Annotated in this window: 21 protein-coding genes; all 21 read right to left on the bottom strand. The window is 38.3% G+C overall.

Annotated elements, in window-relative coordinates; translation table 11 throughout:
- Positions 1 to 65 precede the first annotated feature (65 nt).
- Positions 66 to 1,037 carry a 3'-5' exoribonuclease YhaM family protein gene (locus C231_RS0104320; protein WP_018659412.1) on the bottom strand — a complete coding sequence of 324 codons (972 nt, stop codon included), beginning with the start codon at positions 1,035 to 1,037 and terminating at the stop codon, positions 66 to 68.
- Between the two features lie 12 nt (positions 1,038 to 1,049).
- Positions 1,050 to 3,836, bottom strand: coding sequence for an ATP-binding protein (locus C231_RS0104315; protein ID WP_018659411.1), 2,787 nt, complete (start codon positions 3,834 to 3,836; stop codon positions 1,050 to 1,052).
- Between the two features lie 11 nt (positions 3,837 to 3,847).
- A complete protein-coding gene (locus tag C231_RS07820) occupies positions 3,848 to 5,044 on the bottom strand; it encodes a metallophosphoesterase family protein (protein WP_018659410.1) in 1,197 nt (398 codons plus the stop codon).
- 86 nt (positions 5,045 to 5,130) lie between these two features.
- Positions 5,131 to 5,472: a YlbF family regulator gene (locus C231_RS0104305; protein WP_018659409.1), complete on the bottom strand. Its 342-nt coding sequence runs from the start codon at positions 5,470 to 5,472 to the stop codon at positions 5,131 to 5,133.
- A gap of 94 nt (positions 5,473 to 5,566) precedes the next feature.
- Positions 5,567 to 7,714, bottom strand: coding sequence for a PBP1A family penicillin-binding protein (locus C231_RS0104300; protein ID WP_018659408.1), 2,148 nt, complete (start codon positions 7,712 to 7,714; stop codon positions 5,567 to 5,569).
- A gap of 84 nt (positions 7,715 to 7,798) precedes the next feature.
- A complete protein-coding gene (locus C231_RS0104295; protein WP_018659407.1) occupies positions 7,799 to 8,779 on the bottom strand; it encodes a DHH family phosphoesterase in 981 nt (326 codons plus the stop codon).
- An 11-nt stretch (positions 8,780 to 8,790) separates the two neighbouring features.
- Entirely contained in the window at positions 8,791 to 10,098 is a 1,308-nt protein-coding gene (locus C231_RS0104290; protein ID WP_018659406.1) for a DRTGG domain-containing protein, read from the bottom strand.
- 14 nt (positions 10,099 to 10,112) lie between these two features.
- A complete protein-coding gene (dinB, locus tag C231_RS0104285) occupies positions 10,113 to 11,231 on the bottom strand; it encodes a DNA polymerase IV (protein ID WP_018659405.1) in 1,119 nt (372 codons plus the stop codon).
- A 90-nt stretch (positions 11,232 to 11,321) separates the two neighbouring features.
- Entirely contained in the window at positions 11,322 to 11,615 is a 294-nt protein-coding gene (locus C231_RS0104280; RefSeq protein ID WP_018659404.1) for a post-transcriptional regulator, read from the bottom strand.
- Between the two features lie 13 nt (positions 11,616 to 11,628).
- Complete coding sequence (gene yajC / locus C231_RS0104275; RefSeq protein WP_018659403.1) at positions 11,629 to 11,991, bottom strand: preprotein translocase subunit YajC; 363 nt, start codon at positions 11,989 to 11,991, stop codon at positions 11,629 to 11,631.
- 79 nt (positions 11,992 to 12,070) lie between these two features.
- Entirely contained in the window at positions 12,071 to 13,213 is a 1,143-nt protein-coding gene (gene tgt / locus C231_RS0104270; protein ID WP_018659402.1) for a tRNA guanosine(34) transglycosylase Tgt, read from the bottom strand.
- Between the two features lie 12 nt (positions 13,214 to 13,225).
- Positions 13,226 to 14,275 carry a tRNA preQ1(34) S-adenosylmethionine ribosyltransferase-isomerase QueA gene (queA, locus tag C231_RS0104265; protein WP_018659401.1) on the bottom strand — a complete coding sequence of 350 codons (1,050 nt, stop codon included), beginning with the start codon at positions 14,273 to 14,275 and terminating at the stop codon, positions 13,226 to 13,228.
- A gap of 20 nt (positions 14,276 to 14,295) precedes the next feature.
- Positions 14,296 to 15,312 carry a Holliday junction branch migration DNA helicase RuvB gene (ruvB, locus tag C231_RS0104260; RefSeq protein ID WP_018659400.1) on the bottom strand — a complete coding sequence of 339 codons (1,017 nt, stop codon included), beginning with the start codon at positions 15,310 to 15,312 and terminating at the stop codon, positions 14,296 to 14,298.
- Between the two features lie 32 nt (positions 15,313 to 15,344).
- Positions 15,345 to 16,019, bottom strand: a complete 675-nt coding sequence (gene ruvA, locus C231_RS0104255) for a Holliday junction branch migration protein RuvA (protein WP_018659399.1) — start codon at positions 16,017 to 16,019, stop codon at positions 15,345 to 15,347.
- A gap of 156 nt (positions 16,020 to 16,175) precedes the next feature.
- Complete coding sequence (gene msrB / locus C231_RS0104250; RefSeq protein ID WP_018659398.1) at positions 16,176 to 16,616, bottom strand: peptide-methionine (R)-S-oxide reductase MsrB; 441 nt, start codon at positions 16,614 to 16,616, stop codon at positions 16,176 to 16,178.
- Between the two features lie 21 nt (positions 16,617 to 16,637).
- Positions 16,638 to 18,608, bottom strand: a complete 1,971-nt coding sequence (gene mutL, locus C231_RS0104245) for a DNA mismatch repair endonuclease MutL (RefSeq protein WP_018659397.1) — start codon at positions 18,606 to 18,608, stop codon at positions 16,638 to 16,640.
- A gap of 17 nt (positions 18,609 to 18,625) precedes the next feature.
- Complete coding sequence (gene mutS, locus C231_RS0104240) at positions 18,626 to 21,262, bottom strand: DNA mismatch repair protein MutS (protein ID WP_018659396.1); 2,637 nt, start codon at positions 21,260 to 21,262, stop codon at positions 18,626 to 18,628.
- Positions 21,263 to 21,433: 171 nt separating this feature from the next.
- The gene (rny, locus tag C231_RS0104235) at positions 21,434 to 22,993 is read right to left on the bottom strand and encodes a ribonuclease Y (protein ID WP_018659395.1); all 1,560 of its coding nucleotides are present in this window, start codon (positions 22,991 to 22,993) and stop codon (positions 21,434 to 21,436) included.
- A 460-nt stretch (positions 22,994 to 23,453) separates the two neighbouring features.
- Positions 23,454 to 24,530, bottom strand: a complete 1,077-nt coding sequence (gene recA, locus C231_RS0104230; RefSeq protein ID WP_018659394.1) for a recombinase RecA — start codon at positions 24,528 to 24,530, stop codon at positions 23,454 to 23,456.
- A 175-nt stretch (positions 24,531 to 24,705) separates the two neighbouring features.
- Positions 24,706 to 25,281 (bottom strand): CDP-diacylglycerol--glycerol-3-phosphate 3-phosphatidyltransferase, encoded by a 576-nt coding sequence (gene pgsA, locus C231_RS0104225; protein WP_018659393.1) that lies wholly within the window; start codon positions 25,279 to 25,281, stop codon positions 24,706 to 24,708.
- Between the two features lie 19 nt (positions 25,282 to 25,300).
- Positions 25,301 to 26,197, bottom strand: a complete 897-nt coding sequence (locus C231_RS0104220) for a helix-turn-helix domain-containing protein (protein WP_018659392.1) — start codon at positions 26,195 to 26,197, stop codon at positions 25,301 to 25,303.
- Positions 26,198 to 26,206 lie beyond the last annotated feature (9 nt).

Raw genomic sequence — 26,206 nt, 5'->3', positions numbered from 1 at the left:
GATTTACACTTCCTAATTTAAAATTGATACTATTACTATATCATATGTGTGCCATGATCGACACATTAATCTTCTTTTTCTGTCGCAATATCTTTGAAAGTCGGCTTATAAAATTTACGATTATCCATCGCCCAAATTCGCTGACTATACTCTCCTGGACGGGTTTTGGCAAGATTCTCATTTAAAATATTAATATTAGCATCCAATACATCGATCAAATGCAAAATTTCTGCCTCACGAACTTGCGGTTCAACAGGGGACCCGAATTCCAATTTCCCATGATGAGCTAAAATGACATGTTTCAATACAATCACATCTTCAGCATTCTCATCAATATTCAGTGCCTGGCACGCTTTTGAAATTTCTTCACTCATCATTACAATGTGGCCTTGCAATTGACCTGCCAATGTATATTCTGTTGCCAGCGGTCCAGAAAGTTCTTTAATTTTGCCAATATCATGCAAAATAATTCCTGAATATAAGAGTGACTTATTAATATCTGGATAATATTGCGTGACTGCTTCTGCCATATGCAACATAGAAACCGTATGATATGAAAGGCCTCCAACATATGCATGATGCACTACTTTGGCAGCACTAGCAGAGAAGAATTCTTGATTATATTGATTTAAAATATGGCGCACAATCCGATTCATATTCACATTTGTTATCTCAAAAATTTTTGAATTTAAAAAATCGTATAACTCTTCTTTTTTCTTCGGCGCGCGCTGCATATAAAGCTCTGGATTAGTTGGTTCTCCTTCATGAGCTAGACGAATACGTTGGAGTCGTAGCTGTGGTGTCCCATTAAAATCTTCTCGCTTCCCTTCCACACGAACTACTCGCCCTGGACGGTAACGTTCCACTTCCGATTCATCGACATCCCAAATCTGTGCACGTATCTGCCCGCTTGTGTCTTGCAATTCAAGTGCTAGAAATGGCTTGCCATTGCGGGCTTCTTTTTTGTCTGCAGACTGAATCAACAAATAAATGTCAACATATTCATCCAATCGATAATCATAAATTAACTTTGACATATAATCTCCTTTCTATTTTGCACCCAAGCGAAATATCTTTGAATTCATTTCTGATACATAGTCTACCACTTTTGCATCAAAGGTGAAATAAATCACTTGATGATGCTGACTATATTGCATTAGCAGTTCATACATGCGATGACGTCTTTGACTATCAAAATTGACAAAAGCATCATCAATAAGTAGTGGAAATTCAAAGCGGTCTCCCACCTCATCAATAAATGCCAAACGGATTGCAACATAAAGTTGCTCATATGTACCCCGCGAAAGTCGTTCAATAGAATAGACGCGATTGGAATGGTCCATTACTTGTAACCCTTCAGTCGTCCATTTCACTTGCACATAATAATTATCGGTCAAAAACTTAAAATATTTATTAATATTTTCTTGCATATTTAAAAAAGATACATTCATATTCTGAGCCAATGTTTCTTCTAAAATATATCGACTCATTTGGATGCTCAACCACTCATCCACTATATCCGCCATTTCCGCTTCAAAATATTCCTGTTCTTGAATAGCCCGCTCATAAGCATCACTTGAGGAAAGTAAGTGCATGGTGGCTTTTTTATCTGCAATTTGTTGCTGTAATCGTTCAATGTCCTGGCCTAGCGATTCTAATTGTTTTATTATGTGCACTTCTTGACGTTGCAAAACTATTTCACTTGGCAAATTATCAAATATATCTGGGTCTTTCATTTGCGTCTTGAGCAGTTGCACATGCTGAGAAATTTGTTCTTTTTTAACAAGATTTTGTTGCCACATCGTAACAATTTCAGGTGACAATTCTGACCACTCGCCAAATTTCTCGAAAAAAATTGCTTCTTCATGATGTAGCTCTTTTTCAAGTTCATTTTTTCGCCAAGCAGTCGCTTCTTGTATTTTTTTCTCATGAGCATGTTCACGCTCATATGCTTCAACCGTTTGAAGATAATGGTCAATAGCTCGCTGCAATTCAAGCGGAGTGATGGACATATTATCAGAGAAAAGAATAACTACTGGCCGTTGTAATCGTTCTAATTGGTTAGACAAGTCTTCAAATTGTTTTGAACATTTTTGAAGACGATATTGCAACATTTGCAATTTTTTAAGACGTAGTTGCTCTTTTTCAATCGCTGAGAATTCCCAATCTATCGCATTTGTCGACCAACCAGCACGTATAAAAAGTTCATTTAATATTTGGTGTGTCTGATCTAACTCTTTTGAAATAATTTCCAGTTGTTGCTGTAAGGCTTGAATTGTTCCCGATGATGGAGCATCTATAATTGGCTGATGTATATCTGCTACATTTTCTACATGGACACCCTCCTCATCAATCATTTTTGAAAATACATGATGCCATCGCCATAGTCCCAATAAGCCTAATAGGCTACCTGCTCCTATAAGAGCTATCTTTTGAAAAGATACAGGAGTCATTAAATATAAAAGAAAACATATTGTTATTACACATAGTAATAAAATGGCTGCAATTTTATGTTGCTTTTGAGATTTATGATCTATTCCCGCGCCTTTTGCTGTCTTTTGTTTTTCAATCAGCCATTTTTCTTTCATTTGTGCCACTGACTGTTCATTTTCTATTTTTTGTTGTAATACTTCTTTTCTACTTTCCAAGGTATTACGTGTTGCTGTTGCCACTTTTGCCTTTTCAAGCTGCTCTTCGGTCAAAGTGTCGGGCAAGGCAATAGCAAGGGGTGAAACATCTTCTGTCTGGTCACTATCTCCATAAAAAAAATAAAATTGTTCTTTGCTATTTGCCATTTTTTCATCAACTTGCTTCAATTGTGTTGCAAGAGATTGTGCCTGAGCATGGTGTAATATATATGCTTCCCAAAGTGGTCGATTATTATAATAATCAATTATCCACTTGGGAGGCATTTCTCTTTTTATTTTATTAGCGTCAGACCTTTCACTAGAAGCGAGCATTTGTTTCAATTGTGCGATTTTTTGGTAATGTATATACCAATTATCAATTTTATCTAATGTAGCATCTTCTGGTAAATCTAATGCCTCTGAATCGCTTAATAATTGGTTTATTTCTGTTGCTAATACTCGATCCGTTTTTTTATATTCTAATATTTCAAGGGATTTTTTGAGGTCTTTTTGTTGCTCTTTTATGTCCTGCAACTGCTGCTCAAGTTGCTCCTTTTCCGCTTGAAATATGACATATTGTTCATTATTTTTCGCTATTTCTTGTGTATGTGCCTTTATTTTTTCATATTCTATTAATTTCTGATTAAGTTCTGGCAAGCGCCCAGTTTTTTTATAGAATGTGCCTGCCTCTTTATCAAGCTGCCGTATACGGTCAAATAGGTGCTGGCTCCCTTCCACTGTCAAGCTCTGAAAATATTCGTTGAGATCAGAGCGACTCATCGCTTTGAGTGCTTGTAAATCGTCTAAATTAAATGTATATAATGCACGCAATTCCTCTTGTTTTAGATGAGCTAAAGCTTTTGTTAGATAATATTCTGCTGGCTCCAGTGGCTGATTTTCTTCTATAAGCGTAACAATGAGCTGGCCCGTTACTGCTTTGGGTCCTGAAATTCTTTGAATCTTCACTTCACCTATTTCAGGAAGGTCAACAATCAAATATCCGCCCATATAGCCATTTGCACCTTGAATTTGATAATTATTTTTTTGATTTCTTTTTGGAAATTCATAAAAAATTTGATGAATAAAGGCCATCAACGTACTTTTACCAGCACCATTTTCGCCCAAGAATATATTTAAAAAAGGCGACAGGCGAAATGTCTTATGACGATATATTCCAAATTGTTCAATTGCTATCTTTTTTATTTTCATACCTGCACCCCTTATTCGGATAATTTAGTTCGTGCTTTTTCCAATAATTCGCGGCGATATGAAATATCTAGAAAATCGCGATGTGGGATATGATATTTGTCCGTCAAATCACTTGCTAAATTTAAAAATATATCATCATCTATTACTTTATATTCTGTTTTTGCTAACTCATTCGGATAATGCGCCATTAATCTGCCCAATAGCGTTTCATTTTTTTCTATCTTTAGTTGTAGATCAACAATGCATTGATTATTTTTTAAGAGTGTTTCATTTAAATGCTCACGCCAAGCTCTTGAACGCATAATAGGAATACTATCTGAATGTTTTAAATGCTTAAATTTTAATAGCATTCGATATAATGTATCTTCTTTTTGGGAATGCATAAATTTTTTTATCGCTTCTGTAATGGCAGAAATGCTCGGCGACTCCTCTTCAATCGTTAGCGTAATATTTTCAAATTGCAGTGACTGAGTCGGTAAAAATTCCAACTGTGGTGCACTATCATGTGACAATGTAACATGATAAATACCTTTTTCGCCCACTTCTAGGGCATGGCGGCCTTGTGTTGTTCCAGAATAAACAATTGGCGGGTTTGTTGCTAAAAATTGTCGCTGATGAATATGTCCCAGCGCCCAGTAGTTATAATGTTTTTGTTGCATCGCCGTCACTTGAAAAGGTGCATAAGCATCTCCTGCATGACCTATTTGCCCATGATAAATGCCAATGTGATAGTCTACTTCATCACTGCGGAGTGGAAACTCTTCAATCATTTCACGTACTTCATGACGTGCAGCATAACTGAATCCACTAAGTGCTACTTTTTCTCCGCATGATGTTTGATAAAATGCTGTCGTTACTTTTCCAGAGTTAAAAATATGCACATTTTCTGGAAATTGTACATCTGTCAGCGTATTTTTTGCATAATCATGATTGCCAAAAATTACAAAAATAGGAATGTTGGCACACTCTAACTGTTTCAAAGCATTCAAAAAAGCCATCTGTGCCTTGAATCCTCGCACTGCTTGATCATAAATATCACCCGCAAAAATCACAAAATCTACTTGTTTAGAAATAGCTGTCTCAACAATTTTATCAAGGGCTTGGTAAGGGGCTGCTTGTAGGCGGGCTTTCCAATGTGGCGAAAGTTCTTTTAAGCCTGAAAAAGGTGTATCCAAATGTAAATCTGCGGCATGAATAAATGTCACCATGGCTCGTTCTCCTTTACATAACCGTACATCAGTTCGTATCACATCAAAAAATAAGGCTGATGGATTTGAACATCAGCCTCTGTTCATTATTCATATAATTCGCGAATCGGTTTGTAAATTGCTTCATTAATATCTTGAAGCAATGTATTCAACTGAAATTCTGCTGCCAATAGTTCTTTTGTAATTTCATTTTCTTGCATTTTTTTGGAAGAGTCCATCGCGCGTTGCTGATCTTCTTCATTAAAATGCTCACCTCGTTGTTGTTTTTCTACAAAATCTTTTTGAATTTTCTTGAATTCGTCCATCAACTTTGAGACTTCTTCATCTGCATCTATCTTTTTAAAAACATCTACAAGCGCTTGATATTGGTCACTTTGGCGCAAATCTTTTTCCAATTGATTAACGCTATCATAAATATTGATTGCCATTTCAATCATCCTTTCCTCAGATAAATGTATTATAACGTGAATAAATTTCATTTTCTATATCGGACAAATAAAACATTAGTTGCTAATATGCCACTTATGGGAAAATCTGCTTCCAAATATTATCGATGCCTTCTTTAATTTTATCGGTGCTTTCTTTAATTTTTTCTGTCGCATCTTTAAAAAACTCTTCTGCTTTTTTCGCACCTTTTTCTACTTCTTCTTGCCATGGTGTGTCATTTTCGCTATTTTCTGATGCTGGAGGGGCAGGACTGTTCGGAACAATTGGTGAGATACCAAATGGTGTGACAGGTGTATAAGGTAAAATATGTGCCATTTCCGTCCGCAATACTTGTCCAATTTCTGAAATATTATATCCGCGCAAATAATGATCTTCATCGGTTTTGTCATAACCCGTCCAGGCAACGACCACAACATCTGGCGTATATCCAACGATCCACTGATTTGCAGCACCTGATTCAGACCAAGTAACTTCTGATGTACCCGTCTTGCCAGCAATATCATATCCTGAAGGTTCGGCATCAATATTTTGTGGATGATCAAATACATATACGAGCAATTGATTAATTTCTTTATTGATCGCCTCAGAATAAATTCGTTTACTTTTTGCAACTTCATGATTCACAACCACACGCCCTTTTGCATCAACAATTTTTGTAATGAAATGCGGTGCATTTCTTACACCATTATTTGCAAAAGTACTATAAGCTGACGCTAATTCTACTGGTGTGACTCCTTCAGACATTCCCCCAAGCGCGATCGCTCCAAGGTGATAGTCTTCTTCTGTCGGGTGCAGACCGAGCTGTTTTATTTTGTTAAATCCTTTATCAATACCAATTTCATTTAATAGCCAGACGGCACTCGTATTCTTACTACGTGCCACTGCCTCATACATTGGCAATTCTCCATCATATTCAAAATCATAATTTTCTGGAGTATATTTAGTGTCACCATAGCTTTTCAGTTCATCTTTTACCAAAGAATCTGTGCGGTAGCCAGCCTCTAATGCTGGTCCATATACACTTAAGGGCTTGATCGTAGATGAAGGTTGACGATACATCTGTGTCGCACGATTAAAACCGCGATAATTATATTCACCATTACCACCGACTACTGCTTGTATACCGCCTGTTTGTGGCTTAAGGACTACTGATGCACCTTCCGCTTTAGTTCCATCATCTGCTCTTTCAAATAACTCATCACGATCAAATGTATTTTCAACAATTTTTTGATAATTTTGATTTAAAGCAGTATAAATCGTGTAGCCACCGTTCATCAACTCATGCTCGTCAAATTTATATTTTTCGACTGCTTCATCAATAACTGCATCAAAATAGTATGGATAGGTGTAACTATCATCAATTTCATATGCATTTTGCAAAGTAATAGGAGCAGCTTCAAAATCCGCAGCATCTTCTGCAGAAAGTTTTTCATTTTGTACCATTAAATCAAGGACAAGATTTCGGCGCTCGATTGAGTTATCATAATTATCAATTGGATTATATTGAGTAGGTGCCTTTAAAATAGCAGCCAGTACCGCCGCATTGCCCTGATCAAGATCTTCAGCATGTTGACCAAAATAGCGTAGCGAAGCATCCTCAACACCCCATACTCCTGTCCCAAAATAAGCATGATTTAAATACATTTCTAAAATTGTATCTTTTGAATATTGTTTTTCGATTTCGATCGCCAAAAATAATTCCTTCAACTTGCGAACGAGGGTCTGATCCGCCGTTAAAAAAGCATTCTTAGCTAATTGTTGCGTGAGCGTGCTACCACCACCAACAATTTCCCCTTTTAAAATAATGCCTGCTACAGCACGTCCGATCCCAAATATGTCAAATCCTGGATGATCATAAAAGCGGCGATCTTCCGTTGAAAGGACGGCATCTTGAATGGCTGGCGATATCTCTGCAAGTGGCACATATGTTCCTTTTTGGCTTTGAAGATGTCCAGCGATATCTCCATCTTCATCGACAATGGTTGTCGTTTGAGAGAGCGCTTGTTTCAAGGTTTCAACATCTGCTGTCTTAGCGAGAAAACCTAAGTACATACTTGCCAATAATGACAATGTTAAAAAGAGGCTGATAAGCACCTTCGTCATATGAAAATGATACCAAAAACGTCTTAGTCCACGCCAAAATATCTTAGAGTAAACTTTTAATCGCTCGATTAATTTATTAAATATTGCTTTCCATTGTGATTGCTCTGATGGTTCATTCATTGCTTTTGCTCCCTCCTTCCATTCCTTTCTATTATACTAAAACAAAAAGCGGAAATTCTCCGCCTTTTGCATGATTTTTAATATTTATTTATTTTTAAATTGAAGGACTGCATCTTCTAATTCTTTCACAATTTCTTTGATTTCCATTTCATCGTGGGCATTTGCTCCGCTAGCCAACTTATGGCCGCCTCCTTCATGGCGTGCAGCAATTTCATTAATTGCAGGACCTTTTGAACGTAGACGGCAACGATAGCTGCCTGTCGACTGCTGAACAAATACTCCCCAGCTGATAACACCTTGAATATTTCCTACAAGTGAGAGTGTCACGCTTGTATCTTCATCAGTTGCTTGTAATTCTGCCAGCGTTTCGGAAGTGAATAAAATCATGCCGACACCCACTTCGCTTACGTGTGCATTTTCTAACGTGTAGGCAATAAGGCGTCGCTCTACAGGTGTGATCTCTGCTAATTTAAAGTGCAAAGCAGCATGATCAAATGGATAACGCATTAATTCCCCTGCCAATTGCATCGTTTCTGGTCCTGTTGAATCATATAAAAAGCGATTTGTATCTCCAACAATTCCAGCATAAAGTGCATATGCCGCTTCTGTTGTCATTTTTAATTCATGTGAATGATTCCACCACAATTTCGCAATCAGTTCAGAAGCTGAACTAGCATCAGGTTCAACCCACTGTACTTGTCCATATGCTTCTACTGGTAAATGGTGATCAATTTTTATCACGCAAGCAGCAGTATTAATATTTTCGATATTGCCATCTAAGCGGTCTGTATTTGCAGTATCCAAGACGATCACAAGCTTCCCAGTAAAATCTTTTGAAGGAAGTGGATTCATTGGGGCAATTAATTCACTTAGCCAAGGCACATCTTTCCCATGCGTGTAGACTTTTTTGTCTGGATAAGTTGCTTCAATCATTCGTGCTAATCCGATTTGGGAGCCGATCGCATCTAAATCAGGGCGTACATGACGAAAAATTAAGATGTCATCATATTCTGCAATGGCCTGAAGGATTTGTTTTTGAATATGTGAAATATGTTGTTCTTTCATAGAAGAACCTCCTAAATATTTTGGGAAAAGAGCTGGCAGCCTGATATAGAACGTGCAACGAGTTCTTTTCCTGCATAAATATCCACATTAATGCGAATCGAGCGGCGCGACTCAAAATAAACTTCTGGGACTAATGTAAGCTCCTGTCCAATTTGAATGATTTGTAAATATTCAAATCTTAAATCTTCAATCATATAATGATTATTTTTAAAAGGTAGAATATATTCATGAATGACACAGGTAACCGCTTCAGCTAATACTCCAATCGAAGCCGTCCCCAATGTATTCGTCATTTGCGGTGTTACTTTCAGCGAATATTCATGGCGATTCACACGATCGATAGCTTGATTAATCTGATCTGAAATCGTATTGGATACCTGACTTTGCTGCTGGATTGATTGCATCGCTTTCATGACATCTTGTCGTGAAACGACCCCTTTTAAGATGCCTTCATCATCAATGACTGGCATCAATTCATAGCCTTCCCAAATCATCTTATGAGAAGCCGCCGCAACATTGGTACGCAAGTGGACGGTTTGAGGATGAATTGACATTACTTCAAAAATACCCACATTGTCTTCTTTATGAATAATATCCTTTGGTGAAACAACCCCGATGACGCGATTATTTTTATCGATGACTGGGAAACGTGAATGCTTGCTTCTTTCATTTAATTTTTTATAATCAGCAACGGTATCAAGCTCTTTTAAATACATTGTGCGATCCACTGATGTGTAAATGCTTTCGACTTGCACAATTTCTTTTTGGATCAACTGGTCTGTAATGGCACGATTAATTTTCGTAGCTACCGTAAAAGTGTCATAAGTCGTTGACATGAGCGGTAATTTTTTCTTGTTGGCGAATTCCGTAACAGCGCGACTTGCCTCAAAACCACCCGTAATAAGTATCGCAGCACCTTTTTCTAACGCTAGCCGTTGTGCATCTTCGCGGTTACCAACGATGACAAGAGAACCTTCCGAAATGTAACGTTCCATTGCAGCTAGTTCCATCGCACCAATAACGAATTTTTTTAACGGCCGATCCAGTCCCTCTTCCCCGCCGAGAATTGTTCCTTCTGCAACGTTCAACACCTCTTTTAGCGTGAGCGTATCAATGGTCGGCTCTTGCGGTGGCTCTGTTCGAACGGTACCTACACGTTGAACTGTCTTTAAAAGTCCTTGATTTTCTGCTTCTTTAATTGCACGATATGCCGTTCCCTCACTCACATCAAATTGACGTGCGATTTTGCGAACAGAGAGTTTAGCACCTACAGGCATTTCTTCAATGTAATTTAATAACTGCTGATGTTTTGTCGTCATATCTTGCTCCTTTCTCACATATGCAAATCCAATGGTATATTTTCATAATAAATCGGGTCAAGGGTCGAGATGGTTACACCTAGCAAGCGCACACCGCGTGTTACATCGCCAAATTCGCGCCATAAATTCATCACATGTAAAAATAATTCCGAATCCGAGGCAATATATTCAAAACAAGTCTTTCTTCTTGTATAAGTATCAAAATTTCGATAACGATATTTAAGCACTACTGTTTTGCCATGAAGGCCATCTTTTTTTAAAGAGGCATAGACGTCTTGGCTCATTTTCTGTAACTGTCCAAGGATTTCTTTGTCCGTCTTCATTTCATGGATGTATGTTTTTTCTTTTCCAAGCGATTTACGCACATGGTGGGTCACTACTGGTCGATCATCAATCCCGCGGACACGTTTGTATAATGTTCGTCCAAATTTTCCAAAAGTAGCTGCGAGTTCCACTTGAGTCCAAGCAAGTAAATCTCTTCCTGTCTTAATTTCTAACTCGACCATTTTTTCTTTTGTCTTTGTGCCGACACCAATAAAAGCCTCAATAGGTAAATCAAGCAAAAATATCTCCGCTTGGTCTGGTGTAATGACTGTAAATCCTGCTGGCTTGTGATAATCGCTGGCAACTTTGGCTAGAAATTTATTATATGAGACACCAACAGAACTTGTAAGCTGTAATTTATCATAAATTTCATATTGTATCTGGCGACCAATTTTTATCGCTGATTTTTCATTTATTCTATTATGTGTCACATCCAAATAAGCCTCATCGAGCGCCAGTGGTTGAATGACTGATGTATATTCCTTAAAGATATCATGAATTTGATGGCTTATTTGACGATATCGTTCAAAGTTTGGGCGGATAAAGATTCCTTCTGGACATTTTCGTAAGGCCTCTTCAGCGCTCATTGCAGAATGAACACCATATTGACGCGCCACATAACTTGCCGTTGCGACAACACCATGTCCGCCATTTTCACGAGGATCTGGGCCAATGATGACAGGTAAATGGCGTAGCTTTTCATTTTCGCGAATCTCAACAGAAGCATAGAAAGCATCCATATCAATATGCAAAATTTTACGATCCGTACGGCGTTTCGGTTCTTTGAATTTCAACAAACTATACTCCACGCACCATCACCACCTATTACTGTACTCCTTATTATACATGAAATTATTTCAGATATACAAAAAAGCAGGCAGCCTCCGCTCCCTGCTCTATCAAAATAATTCTTCAATATTCATCTCATCTAATGTTGTCACATTATACACTTGTGCATCAAGTGAGACAAAGGTAAAAAAATCATTTGTTCTTATTTCCATTATGTCATGAACTTGCTCGAAGTAACGTGTGGGAAGCTGCCGTTTCCATAAAAAGGTCGTCACATATTCCCACAAGTCTTCAGCAGTTACATTCAAATATCCTAAATCGTGAAACTCGCGTGCCTTATATTCCAGCCATTCTTCAAACTGTGAATATTGGAGCTCATTTAAGTTAGGATTCAATGCTCTCACCCTGCCCTCTAGCTTATTCTAATTCATCACTTTCTTCATCAGAGGGAGCTGCTGGATGATTCGAGCTCACTTCTTCGATGATTTCTTCTTTTGTTAATTCATTAGCGGAAGATGTTGCAATGACACGCGCCACTGCATGACGTTCAAATGTTAAATAAATTCCTTCGCAATCTAAAACAATGGTATTGGTCGGTTCGATAATTTCATCGATAACACCATGTAATCCGCCAATCGTAACGACTGTATCGCCGACTTTCAATCCATCAAACATTTGTTTTTGTTGCTCCATACGTTTTTTGTTTGGACGAATCATAAAGAAATAAAAAATAATAATCATCAATAAAAATGAAACTAACATTTGCATTTCAGGACTCATATGAATTCTCCTTATCAATTATTTATTGGGTTAATTTTAATTGTAACAAATATCTCTCCGCATTGAAAAGAGCTGTTGCTTAAAATGAGCGTGCATTCGGTTTATTATAGCCATATTTTTCATAAAATTCTGCTTTAAAATCAAGCAAGTTGTCCTGCCGGATTGCTTCACGAATATCGCGCATAACATGTAAAAGGAAATATAAGTTATGATAACTTGCCAAACGTAATCCTAGAATTTCATCCGTTTTAAAAAGATGACGTAAATAAGCGCGCGAATAATTTTTACATGTGTAACAATCACAATGCGGATCCAGTGGACCCCAATCATGGGCATATGCAGCATTTTTAATGACAACACGTCCTTGACTTGTCATCGTCGTTCCATTGCGTGCAATTCGTGTTGGCAATACACAGTCGAAAATATCGATTCCACGTATGACACTTTCAAAAAAGTCAAGCGGCGTTCCCACACCCATTAAATAACGCACTTTATGCTCTGGCAAATGTGGCGTCGTATATTCTAATGCTTCATACATTTCTTTTGTTGTTTCACCAACTGACAGACCTCCGACAGCATAACCTGAAAAATCCATGCTTGCAATTGTCTTGGCATGTTGAATTCGTAAGTCTTTGTAGCCACCACCTTGTGCAATACCAAAGATACCTTGACTTTCCCATCTTTGGTGTGCTTTTAGGCCACGCTCTGCCCAACGTGCAGTACGTTCAATTGATTTTTTCATATAGTCATAACTTTCATGAAAAGGCGGACATTCATCAAAACTCATTGCAATATCGGCCCCTAGTTGATTTTGAATATGAATGGATTTCTCTGGACTTAAAAACAATTTTTTGCCATCCAAATGACTCTTAAAATGGACACCCTCTTCTTCAATTTGGCGCATATCCGCCAGCGAAAAGACTTGAAAGCCTCCAGAGTCAGTCAAAATCCCCTGATCCCAATTCATAAATGAATGTAGACCACCTGCTTCCGCAACTAATTCTTCGCCTGGGCGTAGCCATAAATGGTATGTGTTGCTCAAAATAACACCCGCACCCATTTCTTTTAATTCTTCGGGAGTCATCGTTTTAACCGTTGCCTGCGTACCTACTGGCATAAACATTGGCGTCTCAAATGAACCATGAGGAGTATGCAAAATGCCAAGCCGCGCTCCCGTATGTTTTTCTTTTTTTATTAATTCATAATTTACTGCATGCTTCATAAAACTCTCCTTTTACTTGATAAACATCGCGTCACCAAAACTGAAGAAACGATATTTTTCTTCGACGGCATGCGCATATGCTTCGAGAATAAATTCGCGACCACCTAGTGCACTGACTAGCATAATAAGGGTCGATTTTGGTAAGTGGAAATTCGTCGATAAGGCATCAACTATCTGAAATTTAAACCCCGGCTTAATAAAAATATCAGTCCAGCCACTTTGAGCAGCCATTTTCCCATTATTTAAGGCAGCAACAGATTCAAGCGTCCGAATAGACGTTGTTCCGACAGCAATAATTCGATTGCCTCTTGCTTTTGCACGATTAATTTGCTCGGCCACTTCATGACTGACATGGTAATATTCACTATGCATTACATGCTCGGAAATGTCATCCGTCTGAACAGGGCGAAATGTTCCCAATCCAACATGAAGCGTCACAAAGGCTAACTCGACACCTTTTGTTTTTATTTTCTCCAATAAATCATTCGTAAAATGAAGACCTGCAGTAGGCGCTGCTGCCGATCCATTCTCACGTGCATAAACAGTTTGGTAACGTTCAGAATCTTGCAATTTTTCTTTGATATAAGGTGGAAGTGGCATCTCGCCTAATTCTTCTAACACTTCCAAAAAGATTCCATCATATTCAAATTCTAAAATACGTCCACCTTGGTCAAGCTCCTGACACACTACTGCCTGCAAGCGACCATCGCCAAATAAAATACGGTCCCCCACACGTGCTTTTCGTGCAGGCTTCATCAATGTTTCCCAACGGTCGCCCTCAATATTTTGGAGCAATAAGACTTCCAAATGTGCTCCTGTTGCTTGACGAGTGCCATGAAGTCGTGCTGGAAGAACTCGCGTATCATTCATAACAAGAACATCCCCTGCATTTAACTCATCAATAATATCGGTAAAGACCTTGTCCTGATAAGTTTTTGTCTGAGTATCTAATACAAGAAGTCGCGAATGATCGCGTTCTTTTATAGGGGTTTGTGCAATTAATTCTTCTGGCAAATCAAAATCATAAGCATTAATATTATTCAAATCTTCCATCATGGTCATATTACAATTCATTCTTTCTTTTAATGGTCTAATTCAAAGGGAAGGTTAAAATGCATATAAGCTTTTTCTGTAGCCATTCTTCCACGCGGTGTTCGGCGGATAAAACCTTCTTGCAGAAGATAAGGTTCGACCATGTCTTCGATCGTTTCGACATCTTCTCCAATATAAGCGGCCAAAGTATTCAAACCAACAGGACCGCCACGATACATTTCGATAATGGTCAGCAATAAATCATGGTCCATCTTATCTAGTCCTGCCCGATCAACGTGCAATAATTCCAGTGCATGGTGCGCAGCGTGAGCGTCAACCATCCCCGTCCCTTCAATTTCTGCAAAATCGCGCACACGTTTCAACAAACGATTCGCCACACGAGGGGTTCCTCGACTGCGACGCGCAATCTCAATTGCTCCTTCATCATCAACTTTTGCTTGAAGTACTTTCGCTGAACGTTGCACAATCGTTTGCAAATCTTTTGTCGTATAATAATCCATATGCGCCAAAATACCGAAGCGATCGCGTAATGGCGCGGATAGTGATCCTGCACGTGTTGTTGCCCCAATCAATGTAAATGGAGGAAGTGGAAAATGAACAGGACGCGCTGTCTCGCCTTCTCCAATAATAATATCAATATAAAAATCTTCCATTGCAGAATATAACATTTCTTCAACAAACCGTGGCATACGGTGAATTTCATCAATGAATAAAATGCCTCCAGGTTCCAAATCATTAAGCAGAGCGACTAGATCGCCTGCTTTGTCAATGGCAGGACCGCTTGTCGTGCGAATGCTCGTCCCCATTTCATTGGCAATGACCATCGCCATTGTTGTTTTTCCAAGTCCGGGAGGGCCATAAAGTAGCACATGGTCGAGAGATTCTTGACGATTTTTTGCTGCTTGAATATAAATGTCAATTTCACGTTTAATAGCATCCTGACCAATGTATTCTGACAATGTTTCGGGGCGTAATCTCATCTCAGCGCTATTTTCTTCTTCAAGTGGCATCTTTGTACCTGAAATAAAACGTTCATCTTCGCTCATCTTTTCCCCCTCCTTTTATTTCTTGACTGTCATTAAGCCTTCATTAGGAGACTCAATGCATGGCGAATGTATTCATCAGTTGTCAGTGGTTGTTCTAGCTGTTCTAATTTTTTGATCACTTTATTACGGTCACGCGCTGTATAGCCTAATACTTCAAGTGCTTCCGCTGCTTCATTTAATGCAATATTTTCAGAAATTTCTTCTGCTTTTTGAGATGTGCCAAATGCTTGAACTAATTCGGGCGACAAATCCGCCAACTTCCCTTGCAAATCTAGAATAATTTGAGAGGCGGTCTTCTTACCAACGCCCGGAAATTTTTGTAAATATTTCGTATCTGCCGACTCAATTGCCTGTACTAAACCAATATGGTCTTCCAACGCTAAAATGCTGAGTGCACTCTTAGGACCAATGCCTGAGACACCAATTAATTTCATAAAAAGATCTTTTTCTTGTACATTGACAAACCCGTACAAGCGAATCTGATCTTGTGCTATATGTTGATAAATATATAGCGTACATATCTCATCTTCGCTCGTGTCATTATGTTTGGACAACATATTCAACTCCTGATGATCTGGCATATCAACAAGATGTGCACTTAATCGAAAAGGGTTGGCAATTAATAAATGATAACCGATACCAGCTACTTCAAGCGTTACATGTGTTGGCTTGATTTCAGTGACTTTACCTCTCATATATTCATACATTTTTATCCCTCATTCTTTTCACTTTCCCTAGTATATCATTTTTCTCCTGCACCCGCATTGAAACCTTGAGACTTTTTAAGTAAAATCTTTTTATTTGATATGAACATACCTTCTAAAATATAAAAACTGCCGATAATACTATCGGCAGTTTAGCATTTATATGAATAATGATAAATATTTTTCATATTTAGAGTGGGCAAGTTGATCCTTTGGAATGAAATGTAAGGCAGCGGAGTTGATACAGTAGCGTAATCCGCCTAACTCTTTTGGCCCATCAGTAAATACATGACCAAGATGTGAATCAGCTTCTTTACTGCGCACCTCTATTCTCTCCATTCCAAATGATTGATCTCGCACTTCGCGTAGCACGCGTTGTTCAATGGTTTGGGAAAAAGCAGGCCAGCCACAACCCGCATCATATTTATCTTGTGAAGAAAAAAGCGGCTCACCACTGACGACATCTACATAGATTCCTTCTTCATAGAAGTCATCATACTCTCCAGTAAATGGTTTTTCGGTACCTGCTTCCTGTGTGACATGATATTGCATAGGGGTCAATTTTTGACGTAATTCTTTTTCTGTATATTTTGGACACATAAAATACTCATTCTTTCTTTTTTAATGTGGATCTTGAATGCGTTTAAACATTTTTTCAATCTCCATTTTTGTCAAACGAATGGTTGTCGGTCGACCATGAGGACAATTATAAGGATTTTTTGTTCGGGATAAATCTGTAATAAGTTGGCGCGCTTGGTTTTCAGTAAGATAATGATTTGCTTTAATAGAACGCTTGCAACTCATCATAATTGCCGTAGCTTCACGAAAAGCATTCATCGATAATTGATGATTTTCCAAAAAGAAGTCAATCATCTCGCGCACCATCTCTTCCACTTCACCAGCTGCAATCCATGCAGGATGCTGGCGAATAATAAATGTGTTGCTCCCAAAATCTTCCAGATATATACCCGCTTCTTTTAATTTATCAAGATTTTGCTGGATAATAAGCGCTTCATCTGCTGGATACTCCAACATAATACTGAATAATAAATCTTGTTGTACTGTTCCTTCTTCACCAATCGTTTCACGAAAATATTCATATTTGATACGCTCTTGAGCAGCATGTTGATCAATGAGATAAAGACCACTCTCATCTTGCGCAAGTAAATAAGTGCCATGCAATTGGCCAATATATTCAAGCATCGGAAATGCTTGTATCTGCAATTTGGGCATCTGTTGAGATGCTTTTGTTCCTTCAAAGTGGCCTACATCGGCTGATTCATAAGCACTATGCCCAGCTGGAAACGTTTGTACGCTATTTTCTGACTCATTAAAATGAAAAACATTTTCTTCCTGGAATGGATAGAAAGTATCTCTTGTTCCATCATTTTCTTTGGAAATTGTAGTTGACTCATTGGATTCATTTTTGAAAATAAGCGATGTTTGTTCTAATTTTTTATTTTCTAAATGAGGAGAAAAGTGTTCTTCTGATGAATTCGCTGAGTTCGCGAACCATTCATTATCATCCATTGCATTTTCATCTTTTTGATTGGGCATATCATACTTTGCTGCACCATAAATATTTTCTAAACCGCTAGGGATACGTACAGTTCTTGAAAAAACTTCTGCAATCGCTTGCTGGATCAGCTGACCCAACTCTGACTCAATACTGATACGTATATATTGCTTGGTTGGATGAACATTTACATCAACGAGTAATGGGTCCAGCGTAATTTGCAAAATAGCAATCGGATGACGCCCAACCATCAATTTCGAGCCATAGCCAGATTCTATTGCTTGATTTAGTTTGAAATTTTTAACATATCGACCATTGACAACAAGCGTAATATAACGGTTGCTCGCACGTGTCAATTCGGGAAGCGACACGAAACCATTCACTTCAAAGTTAAAATTTTTGGCATGAATGGCTTTCATTTTTCTAGCCGTTGGTACACCATATACTCCTGCAATGGCTTGTTGCTGATCATTATTACCGAAAGTTTTTAAAAGCGTATGCCCGTCATGTATCAATTCAAATGCCACATCATAACGCGCAAGTGCAAAACGATTCATTAAGTCGGTCACATGACCCAACTCAGTCGGCAATGTTTTGATATGCTTTAGGCGAGCTGGTGTATTATAAAAAAGTTGTTCAACTTTTATTTTCGTTCCGCGTCGGGCTGGTGCAGATCTTTCTTCTTTTATTTCCCCGCCCTCTAACAAAAGATAAATTCCTGGGAGGTCGGCTTGGGCAGTTTCGATAGACATGATGGAAACAGATGCGATACTTGGCAAAGCTTCCCCACGAAAGCCCAAGGTGCGAATACGAAATAAATCTTCTGCACGATGTAATTTGCTAGTGGCATGGCGTTCAAATGCGAGGCGTGCATCTTCTTTGGCAATCCCACTCCCGTCATCTAATACTTGGATAAGTTTTAGGCCAGCTTCTTCTAGCGTAACTTGAATATTTCTAGCCCCCGCATCGAGTGCATTTTCTACAAGTTCTTTTACCACACTTGCAGGACGTTCAACAACTTCTCCCGCTGCAATCTGGTTGGCAAGCTTTGGATCTAGCACTTCAATCTTATTCAACGGCGCTCCCCTCCTTCCTAATCTTGAGCATTTAATTTTTGTTTTAATTGATGAAGCAAATTCAATGCCTCCAGCGGACTTGTTACACTAATTTTAAGTGTTGCAAGTGTCTGAAGCACTTCCTGTTCAGTAGTCGTATGAGCAGATGTCTGAAAAAGCGATAGTTGCTGCTCGGACTCTAATGGTTTCAATTCTTTTTCTGATATGTCTTTTTTATTACTTTTTTGCTGCATTCTCGGATAATCTATAAAGATTTGATCACGACTTTCTTCCAGCTGGCTGAGGATATCACTAGCACGTGCAAGTAAAAGTTCTGGTAGTCCAGCTAAACGTGCAACTTGAACGCCATAGCTTCGATCAGCCGTTCCTGGTGTCACCTGATGGAGAAATATCAGGGCTCCCGCCTCTTCCACAGCCCCCACATGAACATTTTGAAGTCCATTCAAGCGGTCTTGCAATGCAGTCAGTTCATGATAATGCGTTGAAAAAAGTGTCTTAGCGCCAATCTCATCATGAACATGTTCAATAATCGCTTCTGCTAGAGCCATGCCATCATAAGTAGCTGTCCCTCGACCAATCTCGTCAAATAACAATAGACTTTTTTCTGTTGCCGACTGCAGTGCTTGGTTGGTTTCAGTCATCTCAACCATAAAAGTACTTTGACCAGCAATCAAATCATCCATTGCACCAATTCGCGCAAAAATTTTGTCGAAAATAGGCAGTTCCGCATATTCAGCAGGAACAAAACAGCCCATCTGTGCCAGAATGACTGTTAATGCAAATTGACGCATGTAGGTACTTTTTCCCGACATATTAGGTCCTGTAATTAGTAAGATGCTCGTTTTCTCATCAAAAAAGATATCGTTTGGTACATATTCACTTTCTTGCATCACATGCTCAACGACCGGATGGCGTCCTTTGATAATCTTTACCATTTTTGACTGAGGCGACAATTTAGGGCGGACATATTGATTTTCTTCGCTAACTTTTGCAAGGCTTTGCAAAACATCAATTGTTGCCACGGTATGTGCCAATTGTTGTAATCGTTTCGTATATTTTTTTATTTCACTGCGAATTTGAATAAATAATTCATATTCAAGTGCTTGAGATTTCTCTTCTGCTTCGAGAATTTTCGATTCTAACTCTTTTAATTCATCCGTAATAAAACGTTCTGAATTAACAAGCGTTTGTTTTCTTTCGTAGCGTTCTTCTTCTAATTTTTCCAGGTTCGCACGCGTAATTTCAATATAATAACCAAAGACTTTATTAAAGCCGATCTTTAAATTGTTAATACCAGTAGCCTTACGTTCACGCTGTTCAATTTCAAGTAGCCATTTTTTGCCATTAGTCATCGCATCATGATAATCATCTAATTGATGATCAAAGCCAGACTTAATAATGGCACCTTCTGTTACGGATAATGGTGGGGATTCCACAATTGAGCGTTCAATTAACTGGCGAACTTCAGGGACTTCATCAAGTGCATCCTCTATTTCAGCAAAAACTTTATTTGCTCCTTCGCCACCCATTTCTTGCAAAATTGCTCGCAATGCTGGAATTTGTTCCAATGATGTCTTTAGCTGAATAAGATCGCGTGCATTGGCAGTACCGAATGCAATTTTTGCGACCAAGCGTTCTAAATCATAGACGCTTCCTAGGGATTCGACTAGATCTGCACGCTCAAAAAAATGATAAATCATTTGTTGAACTTGATCTTGACGCTTTTGAATATCAGTTTGTAGTAACAATGGTTTTTCTAACCATTGACGTAAAAGTCGACCACCCATTGCAGTTTTTGTTTGATCGAGCAACCAGAGCAGCGTCCCTTTACGTGAATGATCGCGCAATGAATAAACGAGTTCCAAATTTCGGCGAACATTTTGACCATAAATAAGATAATGTTCTGGTTCATAGACTTCTACATCCTGCAAATGATCAATCGTACGCATTTGCGTTTCTTGCACATAAAGGAGCAGTAGCTTCAGCGCATCCATTAAGTGCTGATCGATTTTTTCTAGATAGGTTAACAGTGCAGGATCAAGTTCAGTCATTTCAGGATGCGAGATTAAGATATTCAAATAATCTTCTAAAATATGTTGCAATTGTACCAGTTGCCCAGGAGCGAGCACTACTTCACGAACATCCAAACTCATCAATTCATTTAGCAATGCTTCTTGTGATGGCAGTGCACATATTTTTAACTCTCCTGTTGTTAAGTCAACATATGCAAGATAATATGTTCCCGCTTCAGAAGTAATTGCGGCGAGATAATTGTTTTTGTTCTCATCAACAGCTTCCCCTTGCATTACCGTTCCTGGTGTAATAACTTGGACAACTTCCCGCTTAACCATTCCTTGGGCAAGTTTTGGATCTTCAACTTGCTCACAAATTGCTACTTTATATCCTAATTCAATAAGCCGGTCAATATAACCTTGAACCGCATGATGCGGCACTCCTGCCATTGGAACTTGTTTTTTTGAATTTTTGTTGCGGCTAGTCAATGTGATTTCTAACAATTGTGCTGCTTTTTTAGCATCATCAAAGAATAGCTCATAAAAATCACCCAACCGATAAAACAAGAAAGCATCTGGGTAATCTTTTTTTATGGCTAAATATTGTTGCATCATGGGGGTATGTTCTTTTTTATGACTCATTTTAAGCCTCCCTTCCCCTCAAAAACATTGAATATTTATGCTTAAGTATAACAGAAATCCCTATTTGATAACAATTACGCTTCTTAATCATTTTGTTAAAGAGAATGCAAAATAAAGGAACCATTTTAGAAATAAAAAAATCAAAGCATGCATGCTTTGATTTTTTTGAATTTATTTTGCATAGTCAACGGCTCGAGTTTCGCGAATTACCGTTACTTTAATATTTCCCGGATATTCCATTTGCTCTTCGATTTCTTTACGAATATTATGTGCTAGTTCAACTGCTTGTAGGTCATCAATTTCTTTCGGATTCACAATAATGCGAACTTCACGACCTGCTTGAATAGCATAACTTTCTTTTACCCCGTCGAATTGATTCGAGATATTTTCCAATGTTTCTAATCGTTGCAAATAGTTTTCCAGTGATTCACTGCGTGCTCCGGGACGAGCGGCAGAAATCGCATCAGCAACTTGCACTAAGCAAGAGATAATACTTGTTGCTTCAACATCGCCATGATGTGACGCAATCGCGTTAATGACGGTATCTGGTTCTTGATAACGTGTCGCTAATTGGACACCTATCTCTACGTGCGAACCTTCTACCTCACTATCTAATGCTTTTCCAATATCATGCAATAATCCTGCACGTTTGGCCAATTGTGCATCTTCACCTAATTCAGCGGCCAATGCTGCTGATAATTGTGCAACTTCCATCGAGTGGGTAAGTACATTTTGCCCGTAACTTGTTCTGAAATGCATACGCCCAATAATTTTAATTAAATCTGGATGAATGGAGTGAATGCCTAAATCAAATATTGCTTGTTCTCCAATTTCGCGCACACGTTCGTCCATATCACGGCGTGCACGTTCAACCGCTTCTTCAATTCGTCCGGGATGGATACGTCCATCACTGATCAGACGTTCAATCGCCATTTTTGCAATTTCACGTCGAATAGGATCAAAACCACTAAGTACAACAGTTTCTGGTGTATCATCAATAATTAGATCCATTCCAGTAAGACTCTCAATTGCTCGAATATTACGTCCATCGCGTCCAATAATGCGACCTTTCATGTCATCATTTGGTAAATGAATGACGCTCACTGTAGATTCTGCCACGAAATCTACAGCACTTCGCTGGATCGCGACAGTAAGAATATCTTTTGCTAAACGATTAGACTCTGCTTTCGTTTGGTCTTCGAATTGTTTGATGCGCACCGCTTTTTCGTAGGATAATTCAGAATCGACCTTTTGTAAAATAATATCTTGTGCCTCTTCTTTTGATAAGGCACCAATTCTTAGTAATTCTTGTTCCTGTGCGGCTAATTTCTCATTCACTTCTTGTTCCAGTTGGTCTACTTTTTCTTGAGATTGGGCTAATTGTGCCTCTTTTTGTTGCATAGATTTCTCTTTATCACCCAAAGATTGTTCTTTACGATCCAAATTATCTTCACGATAATCCAGACGACTTTCTTGTAAAGAAATCTCATGGCGACGTTCTTTTAATTCCATTTCAGCTTCATTTCGGTAGGAATGTATCTCCTCACGAGCCTCCAATAACGCTTCTTTTTTTAGAATTTCAGCTTCTTTATTAGCATCTTCAACAATTAAAGCTGCAGTTTGCTTAGCATCTTTTTGCTTTTGCTTTTCAGCTTTTGTTGCATAAACATAACCCGTAAGAAGCCCTATAATTAAAGTAACGATAGCGAAGGCTACTGTTGGTAAGTCCATTTCGTCACCTCCGTATCATTATTAAATTTTATAAATGTTGTTTATTCATTTTGCCCCAAATAGCGACAATAGCTTAAAAAATTATAAACACATCCTTTATAACTATAAGACCCCTTCCGAAAAAAGTCAATCTTTACAAATGAAATGATCATCTTTGCTATAAGAAAATACATAAACACTTTGAGAAAACAATTAGAAAATAAGCACTCCCATGCCATTCACAAACACAAACAAATGGAGTACCCCTCGCAACATTTATAATATAATGCATCTGCAAAGTAAGACAATTACTAGGTATTTTACATTTTTGAAACATTTTTCAAAACAAGGCATCGAGTATTTTGCTCTTCTTGCAGACTTAATAAAAAATTAATTGCATAAAAAATACAAAATTTCTAAATAAATAAGCGTGCCACTATAATGTGACACGCTTATTTTATCTATTTCTATCTATTGTGCTTTATTCTGATAGATTTTCTTGCTCTTTATTATTTTTTGGATCATTCTTTTCTTGAGATTCTTGTTCAATATCTTCAAGTGATTCATCGCTTACATGATAGGCAGCACGAACTTTTCGAGTAATTTCTGCCAACATTTCAGGATGTTCTTCTAAATATTTTTTCGCATTTTCGCGCCCTTGACCAAGTTGCTCTTCTTCATAAGAATACCAAGCACCCGCTTTTGTAATGATATCTTTTTCAGCTCCCATATCGATCACTTCACCAATTTGAGAGATACCTTCTCCATATATAATATCAACAATCGCTTCTTTAAATGGTGGCGCCACTTTATTCTTAACAATTTTCACACGTGTGCGATTCCCAACAATTTCACTGCCAGCTTTGACACTATCTGCTCGGCGTACTTCGACACGAATGGTCGAGTAGAATTTCAGTGCACGTCCGCCCGGAGTTGTTTCTGGATTACCAAACATAATGCCAACTTTTTCACGAATTTGGTTAATAAAGATGGCGATAGTTTTTGTTTTATTAATGGTTCCAGATAATTTACGTAATGCTTGCGACATCAAACGTGCTTGTAAAGCTACATGTGTGTCGCCCATTTCACCTTCGATTTCCATGCGTGGTACGAGGGCTGCAACCGAGTCGATAACAACAATATCAACGGCTCCACTTGAAACAAGTGCATCTGCAATCGCTAGACCTTGTTCTCCTGTATCAGGTTGCGAAAGTAGCAATTCATCAATATTTACACCTAATTTCTCTGCATATGCAGGATCAAGAGCATGCTCAGCATCGATAAAGGCTGCAGTGCCTCCTTCTTTTTGCGCAGAGGCAATTGCATGCAATGCAACGGTCGTTTTACCTGAACTTTCTGGACCATAAATTTCGATCACTCTTCCACGTGGATAGCCTCCAACACCTAGTGCCACATCAATTGCTAATGAGCCAGATGATACAGTTTTAATTTTAGTGTCAGCATTTTCTCCTAAGCGCATAATAGATCCTTTTCCAAAATCTTTTTCGATTTGGCGGATCGCTTTATCTAGCGCCTTTTGTCTTTCATCTTTTGACATATTCGTCCTCCCTAATCTTTGCTTCGTCTTTACTATTTTACTGTTTTTAAAAAAGAATAGCAAGTAAAAGCGAACAAACGTTCAGAATTTTCTTGCTCATTTTTTATATTATCACTTTAAGCTTATTTTAACGAAAAAATAAAAAGGAGAAAAACTTTTCTCCTTTTTATCATATTTATTGGCCGAGACTATCTGCAAATATATCGCGTGCATGATAAAAATAATCCCACCCAGAGTAAATGGTAAAGACTAACGAAATATAAAGAAATATAGTTCCCAATGAGAAGCTCAGCGATTGAAATGGAAAATCATGCGCCAATAAGAGGATGATCGCTATCATCTGTGTAGCAGTTTTAATTTTTCCTGGCCAAGCAGCAGCAAGAACTGTACCGCCTTCTTCCACAAGTAGCAACCGCAAACCTGTTACAGCTAATTCTCGCGCTACAATTATGGCCACCACCCACGCTGGTGCCTGACCATTTCCAACTAATAAAATAAGCGCTGTCATAACTAAGATCTTATCCGCTAATGGATCTGCAAACTTGCCAAAATTCGTCACTAAATTCAAGCGGCGTGCCAAATGACCATCTAACCAATCGGTAACACTCGCCACCACAAAAATAATTGTCGCAATTATATGTGCTATTGGAATTATACCTATCGTACCCATTGAATAATCTAGCAACATAAAAATTACAAAAAATGGGATGAGGATAATGCGCAATAAGGTTAACTTATTCGGTAAATTCAAAAAAATCGCCCCTCTAATCTTAAGGTTGTTCTATGTTAAAAGTAATTTCTTGTCGAATTGCTGTTTCTGCTTCCTGAGGATAGGCGACTTCTTTTCCATCCAATTCCATACGCGTTGCAGGTGCATTCCCGATAATTGCTGTAATCTCTGTCACATCTTTGTTAATAGGTAATGAAATTTCTTCACCATCTGTTAACATATCACTGACAGTATTTCCTAAATTATCTGTAATGCTGACCCACGTTTCGCCTTGCTTACCCATTAATTTAAAAGTGGCATGTTCTGATAATTTACCCGCGACGGTAAAATTCGAGGTTGCTCCCGTTGAATTTTCTTTTTTTATTGTCAGATCTTGACGCTCTTCTTTTTTATTCTCTTCTTTTTCTTTTTTCTTAGAATCTGCTTGCTCTTCTTTTTTCTTATCGGCATCGCTATCTTTTTTCTTAGCCTCTTTATTCTCAATTACTTGTGCCGTCTCTGACTCTTGAATTAATCGTTCATCATCTTTATTGGCAACCGATTGTCGCCAAGCAAAATAAATGGCAAGAACAATCGCAAAGACAAGCAACACAATTAAAATCGTCGGTAATATTTCTTGCACACGCCCAGCAAAATCCGTTGCTTTTTTAGCCGTTGGATTGATTGCTGACGGCAGAGGTTCACTCGGTTTTTCAGGTTGACCTTCAAGCACTTGCTCTTCATGTGCCTTAATAAGTTCCGCCCCATCTAATCCTACAATATCAGCATATTGTTTGATAAATGCCTTCGCATAAAATGCTCCAGGTAAAATACTGAGTTGATTTTCTTCGATCGCTTTTAAATATCTTTTTTGAATTTTAGTCATCTGTTGCAGGTCGTCTAACGTGTAACCTTTTTGCAAACGCGCTTCCTTTAAAATTTCTCCAATTTCATTCACGTTTTTCAC

Source organism: Allofustis seminis DSM 15817, from assembly GCF_000374325.1.
Classification (GTDB): Bacteria; Bacillota; Bacilli; order Lactobacillales; family Carnobacteriaceae_A; genus Allofustis; species Allofustis seminis.
The sequence above is the reverse complement of the archived record's forward strand: the minus strand, read 5'-3'. Positions and strand labels throughout refer to the sequence as shown.

What these genes read in the sequence shown, in the direction of transcription:
- C231_RS0104320 (WP_018659412.1), bottom strand. Translation starts at nt 1,037, where the DNA reads ATGTCAAAGTTAATTTATGATTATCGATTGGATGAATATGTTGACATT.
- C231_RS0104315 (WP_018659411.1), bottom strand. Translation starts at nt 3,836, where the DNA reads ATGAAAATAAAAAAGATAGCAATTGAACAATTTGGAATATATCGTCAT.
- C231_RS07820 (WP_018659410.1), bottom strand. Translation starts at nt 5,044, where the DNA reads ATGGTGACATTTATTCATGCCGCAGATTTACATTTGGATACACCTTTT.
- C231_RS0104305 (WP_018659409.1), bottom strand. Translation starts at nt 5,472, where the DNA reads ATGGCAATCAATATTTATGATAGCGTTAATCAATTGGAAAAAGATTTG.
- C231_RS0104300 (WP_018659408.1), bottom strand. Translation starts at nt 7,714, where the DNA reads ATGAATGAACCATCAGAGCAATCACAATGGAAAGCAATATTTAATAAA.
- C231_RS0104295 (WP_018659407.1), bottom strand. Translation starts at nt 8,779, where the DNA reads ATGAAAGAACAACATATTTCACATATTCAAAAACAAATCCTTCAGGCC.
- C231_RS0104290 (WP_018659406.1), bottom strand. Translation starts at nt 10,098, where the DNA reads ATGACGACAAAACATCAGCAGTTATTAAATTACATTGAAGAAATGCCT.
- yajC (WP_018659403.1), bottom strand. Translation starts at nt 11,991, where the DNA reads ATGAGTCCTGAAATGCAAATGTTAGTTTCATTTTTATTGATGATTATT.
- tgt (WP_018659402.1), bottom strand. Translation starts at nt 13,213, where the DNA reads ATGAAGCATGCAGTAAATTATGAATTAATAAAAAAAGAAAAACATACG.
- queA (WP_018659401.1), bottom strand. Translation starts at nt 14,275, where the DNA reads ATGACCATGATGGAAGATTTGAATAATATTAATGCTTATGATTTTGAT.
- ruvB (WP_018659400.1), bottom strand. Translation starts at nt 15,312, where the DNA reads ATGAGCGAAGATGAACGTTTTATTTCAGGTACAAAGATGCCACTTGAA.
- ruvA (WP_018659399.1), bottom strand. Translation starts at nt 16,019, where the DNA reads ATGTATGAATATATGAGAGGTAAAGTCACTGAAATCAAGCCAACACAT.
- msrB (WP_018659398.1), bottom strand. Translation starts at nt 16,616, where the DNA reads ATGTGTCCAAAATATACAGAAAAAGAATTACGTCAAAAATTGACCCCT.
- mutS (WP_018659396.1), bottom strand. Translation starts at nt 21,262, where the DNA reads ATGAGTCATAAAAAAGAACATACCCCCATGATGCAACAATATTTAGCC.
- rny (WP_018659395.1), bottom strand. Translation starts at nt 22,993, where the DNA reads ATGGACTTACCAACAGTAGCCTTCGCTATCGTTACTTTAATTATAGGG.
- recA (WP_018659394.1), bottom strand. Translation starts at nt 24,530, where the DNA reads ATGTCAAAAGATGAAAGACAAAAGGCGCTAGATAAAGCGATCCGCCAA.